Source organism: Desulfobacter sp. UBA2225 (assembly GCF_002348205.1).
Lineage (GTDB): Bacteria > Desulfobacterota > Desulfobacteria > Desulfobacterales > Desulfobacteraceae > Desulfobacter > Desulfobacter postgatei.
Genome location: NZ_DDYV01000272.1, coordinates 1 through 3,772, shown reverse-complemented (window position 1 = coordinate 3,772; position 3,772 = coordinate 1). Strand labels below are relative to the sequence as shown.

General features: G+C 51.8%; 4 protein-coding genes and 1 pseudogene. All 5 read right to left on the bottom strand.

What is annotated here, in order from left to right; genetic code table 11:
• Positions 1 to 204: 204 nt before the first annotated feature.
• On the bottom strand, positions 205 to 1,497 hold the full coding sequence (locus B3D59_RS14035) for a murein transglycosylase A (RefSeq protein WP_286820663.1): 1,293 nt from the start codon (positions 1,495 to 1,497) through the stop codon (positions 205 to 207).
• A complete protein-coding gene (locus B3D59_RS14030) occupies positions 1,481 to 2,686 on the bottom strand; it encodes a DNA recombination protein RmuC (RefSeq protein ID WP_286820662.1) in 1,206 nt (401 codons plus the stop codon). Before B3D59_RS14030 ends, B3D59_RS14035 begins: the two co-directional genes overlap by 17 nt.
• Entirely contained in the window at positions 2,683 to 3,171 is a 489-nt protein-coding gene (moaC, locus tag B3D59_RS14025) for a cyclic pyranopterin monophosphate synthase MoaC (protein ID WP_286820658.1), read from the bottom strand. Before moaC ends, B3D59_RS14030 begins: the two co-directional genes overlap by 4 nt.
• Before the next feature lie 27 nt (positions 3,172 to 3,198).
• Positions 3,199 to 3,558 carry a molybdenum cofactor biosynthesis protein MoaE gene (locus B3D59_RS14020; protein ID WP_286820655.1) on the bottom strand — a complete coding sequence of 120 codons (360 nt, stop codon included), beginning with the start codon at positions 3,556 to 3,558 and terminating at the stop codon, positions 3,199 to 3,201.
• A 24-nt stretch (positions 3,559 to 3,582) separates the two neighbouring features.
• Positions 3,583 to 3,772: pseudogene (locus B3D59_RS14015) on the bottom strand (molybdenum cofactor guanylyltransferase); the annotation flags it as partial.

The window sequence follows — 3,772 nt, the reverse complement described above, 5'->3', positions numbered from 1 at the left end:
TATTGATATTAAATCGAATTATGATCAAATGACTGGGCCTGCTAATGCGGCAGCTTGATAATCTTTTGATTGACTGAATTCGACTGCTATATCAATAATTTATACTTCATTTGTCAACGATTTGATTGGGCGTTCATAGATTGCATTCTAATGCAGGTTCCAAATCTGGAGCAAAGAAAATGTGGTGGTTTGGACACCTCATCTTTAGTTCTTTGGCGTAAGCACCAGAAAATAAAGTTGCCCCCTGGTCACCATGTGACCGGCAGTGTAATCGGCCCAGTCACCGGAACCGCAAAACAGATCCACCCGGCCCGGCCCCTTGATGGCACCGCCGGTATCCTGGTTGAGCACAAACAAAGACGCCCTGGGCCATGCCTCTTTGGGTTGCCCCACGCCGACAGGCAGCGCCGTTTGGATAAACGCCAGCCCCCCTTTGGGAAAAAGTTTGGTATCCGTGGCAATGGAACGGACAGGCGTTACGGCGACATTGATGCAACCAAAGGGGCCGCCCTTGCCTTCCTTGAAAAACACAAAGCTGTCATTGGTAAACAACACCTCATCCATGCGTTCCGGATGGGCCGTGAGCCATTCGCGTATGGCCTGCATGGACATCTTTTCCTTTGGCACCTCGTTGTTATCAATGAGATATTTTCCCACAGCACTATATTTTCGGCCATTAACCCCGGCGTAATGCAGGCGCATAATCTCGTTATCGGGAAGCGCCACCCTGCCCGACCCCTGAATCTCCAGAAAAAACCGGTCAATACGGTTGGCCAGCCAGACCACGGGCCGGGCTTTTTGTGCAAAATCCGGCTGCTTGTTGATCTGCTCCCGGGTATAATAGGGCAGAATCCTGCGGGAGTTTGAATCAACACGGGCCATGAGCTGTTTGTGCCCTTTATATGCATCTGAGAACGCAGACAAATCAATCTGGAACAAATCATCGGGCATGGCGTAGACCGGCCACGGATATTGCGGCCCCGGGGTGCGGCTGCCCGGATAGGTGGGTTCAAAATAACCGGTGAAAAGCACATCTTTATTTGAACCGCCCACACTTTTGTACACCGTATACGATTTGCGGACAAACCGGTTCAGATCTTTGGGCGACGGCTTGGTATCAAGGAACGCTTTAAACGTTTCAAGGGAAGTGATCATATGGGCGGCATTATACACATCCTCACCATAATTATAGGTCCGATTTGCCGGCACACGCTTAAAATAGACGAGGCTCTGGTCAATGGAGACCACAAGATCTTGAAAAAAAAACGCATCCGTAAATTCGGGCAGGTCTGAGTCATCCACCTTCACCAACGGATTTTCCCGGGGATGTTCCATTTTTTTCTGACTCTGGCACCCCAAGGTCCCGGCAAGAGTCAGGATCAGTAACAGATAAAGCACGAGTTGGTATAGTAGGTTGGATTTCTTATACATGTACGTATTTCCACAATTCAGACAAAACCCTACAGGGCTTTGTTCAAGGTTATTCATCAGTCTCATCACCCGGACTCCTTTCTTTCATACGGTTAAGGGTCAGAACAGATCCAGACACAGGTTCACAATCCGGCAGACCGGCACTGGAGACGCCTAAATTTTCAAATTTCCGGGCCGAAACCAGCACCCTTTTTTCCATGGCACCCAGGGTGCGGTTAAAGGTGGCGGCGGTGCGCTCAATATCCTTTCCCAGGCGGTTCATGTGTCCGGCCATAGTGGAGAGCCGCTCAAAAAGCTCCAGACCAAGTTCCCGGATGGCCCGGGCGTTTTCATGACCTGCCTGCTGAAGCCACACATAGGACACGGTTTTCAGCAGGGCGATCAGCGTGGTGGGCGTGGCCAGAATCACGCCGTGGCTTACCCCCTTTTCAATAAGATCCGGCCGGGCCGCAAGGGCGGCAGAAAAAAAATTTTCCCCGGGGATAAACAGGACCACAAACTCAGGGCTTGGGCTAAAGGCGGCTGCATAATTTTTCGATCCCAGCTGGATAATGTGGGCCATCACCTGGCGGGCATGGTCATCAAGCCTTTCTTTCTGGGCCGCTTCATTCGTTGTTTCCAGGGCATCCAGATACGCCATGAGCGGTACCTTGGCATCCACCACAACCTGACGGTTGCCGGGCAGTTTCACCACCATGTCCGGGCGAAGCGCCCCCTTGCCGCTCCCCTGCACGCCCTGTTCAATAAAGTCACAATGGTCGACCATGCCGGCCAGTTCCACTGCCCGTTTCAGGGTCACTTCCCCCCATCTGCCCCGGACATGGGGCACCCGCAGGGCTTTAACCAGGTTATCCGTTTCTTTGGCAAGCTGGTGCTGGGTTTTTGCCATATCCGACAAATACTGACTGATGGCGCCAAAGGCCTGGCTTCTGTCCTTTTCCATGGTGCCAAGCCGCTGTTCATAGCGGTCTAACATGCGGTGTACCGGATCAACGGCCCGGGTGAATGCCTCCTCTTTGACCTTGAAATCCTGATGGGCTTCCCGGACATAACCGCCGAAATGGGACTGGGCCATGTCCATGAAGTGCCGGGAATTTTCATAAAGCGCCTTGTTGGACAACGCCTTGAACCGGTCTGAAAAAAAATGCATGACCAGTTTAACAAGAACCAGAGCTGTTAACAGGCCTAGCCCAAACCCTGCTCCTAAGAAGGCCAGATTCCCCGTGCTGATGGTCATGTGGGCAAAATCAATCATGCAGATGTTTCAGGTGCCGTGTACGTGCCGCTTTTTCCGCCGGATTTAAAGGCCATATGAATGTTGGATATCTCCATGCCCTTGTCATAGGCCTTGCACATGTCATAGATGGTCAGGGCCGCAACACTGACAGCGGTCATGGCTTCCATCTCCACCCCGGTTTTTTCGGTCAGCGACACCTCCGCCTCAATGTGAATACAGCTGTTCTCCTTATCCTCAGAAAAATCCACCCGGGCATGGGTGATGTTCAGGGGATGGCACATGGGAATCAGGGACCAGGTCTGCTTGGCCGCCATGATCCCTGCAATGCGTGCTGTTTCCAGCACATTCCCCTTTTTTACCTTTTCATCCACAATGGCGGTCAGGGTGTCCGGGGACATGAAAACCCTCCCTTTTGCCACGGCAACACGTTTTGTGGGAGGTTTTTGCCCCACATCCACCATCCGGACACGGCCCTGGCCGTCAATATGGGTAAAGTCGTTCACATCAACTCCTTTAAACGTTTAACCCAATCAGGCAAACACTTGGGTTTTGGCCGTGGCTTCTGTTTTTATGCGGTTCAGGGCCAAGGTTAGGGCGTCAATAACATGTTCCCGGATATCGCCTGCCACGGCCAGAAACATTACGTCATCGCCCACCATCAGCGGCATATCCGAATTGATATGCACCAGCACCTCCACAATACCGGGCATGGCCCGGGTCTCGTTTATAATCCGATCCAATTTTTTCCGGTCTACGGTTAAAGTCAGACCCGTGACAGTCCGACCGTCCCGGGAGCTGTCCCGGACCACCCCGTTATGGTAAAGCACCATCCCGGCTTTGGAAAAATCCGGGTGATTTCTCATCTGGTTTATCATTGCAGGTAAATCCATGAATCCTCCTTATATATTTTCTCTTTACCCCCGTCCATACCCCGGGTCTGGATCCTGGGCCATCCACCTGGCTGTTTCAAGGTCGGCAGGCGTGTTCACATTAAACTTAAAACGCAAATCCGGGTCCAGGGATTCAAGCGTTTGGGGCGGAATCTGCCGGACCCGTTCAGGCTTGAAAAATTTTTTGATCATAAACACCTTTTTTTTAAGATTG